At 43.5% G+C, this 866-nt stretch carries 1 protein-coding gene and 1 pseudogene; both read left to right on the forward strand.

The window, feature by feature from the left end:
* Positions 1 to 270, forward strand: a pseudogene (locus ACFIKY_RS09050) (phage tail protein); the annotation flags it as partial.
* 9 nt (positions 271 to 279) lie between these two features.
* Entirely contained in the window at positions 280 to 693 is a 414-nt protein-coding gene (locus tag ACFIKY_RS09055) for a hypothetical protein (RefSeq protein ID WP_273790101.1), read from the forward strand.
* Positions 694 to 866: the final 173 nt, after the last annotated feature.

Below are 866 nucleotides of genomic sequence, written 5' to 3' on the forward strand. Positions count from 1 at the left end.
TTCACAGGCAAAAAACATGTGATCTCTGAAGAAGATGGACGCGAGCATGAGCATTCCATTGATGTTACAGGGCGCTTGGTCAAAGTGGATAGTGAAGGCTTAACGGCTGGAAAAGCAACAGGCTATGATTGCGAGATCAAAAATGTTTGGGACTATACGGAATTTTGGGATGGCTCTGTTTTGCACCGCTTTTCCTTTAAACGGGGCGGTTGGCTTGTCCGCAACGGGCAAGAGATCGGTTCTCGCCGCCGCTCTATTCTCAATTTATAGGAATTGATCATGACAAGTTTACAAACCAGCATTGACGTGGAATTGCAGGTTCCGCTTCCTTATCAGGATAAAGGTGGCAAAGAATCTCTCTGCAAGAAACTGACCTTTTATCGCCCCACTTTTAAGCATGCCAAGCAATTAGCGGTGTTAATTGGACCACAATTGACAGAGCTGCTTCTTCCTGAGTTTGGAGAGCAAAAAACAACTTTGAGCAATGATGTGCTTATCACGAAGCTTTCTCAAGTTTTGTTCACAAGTGAGGCAACAGAAGGCATCACAGCACTTTTGGCTGATATGTCACATGAATCTATTGAATTGATTGATCGAGTTGATGTGATGGATATTGTCGCAATATTGAAGGCTTTTTTTGCTTTTTTTACGCAACGCCAATCCTCTCTGCCAGACAATTTGGGGCAGAACTAGCCCTTTATATTATCACTGGGCGCCTTCAGAGATTAACCAGATGGATTGGCTGGATGTGATTGCTTATCGCAGCGAATTAGCACGCCTGAAAAACCTAGAATATGAAAGTCATCAGTTAGGATAAGAGACGATCATGGATGTTTCCCTTGTTGTGCGTTTTGTCAATCATCTGC

The sequence above is a fragment of the Bartonella sp. CR127HXZ genome (assembly GCF_042194555.1).
GTDB lineage: Bacteria > Pseudomonadota > Alphaproteobacteria > Rhizobiales > Rhizobiaceae > Bartonella > Bartonella grahamii.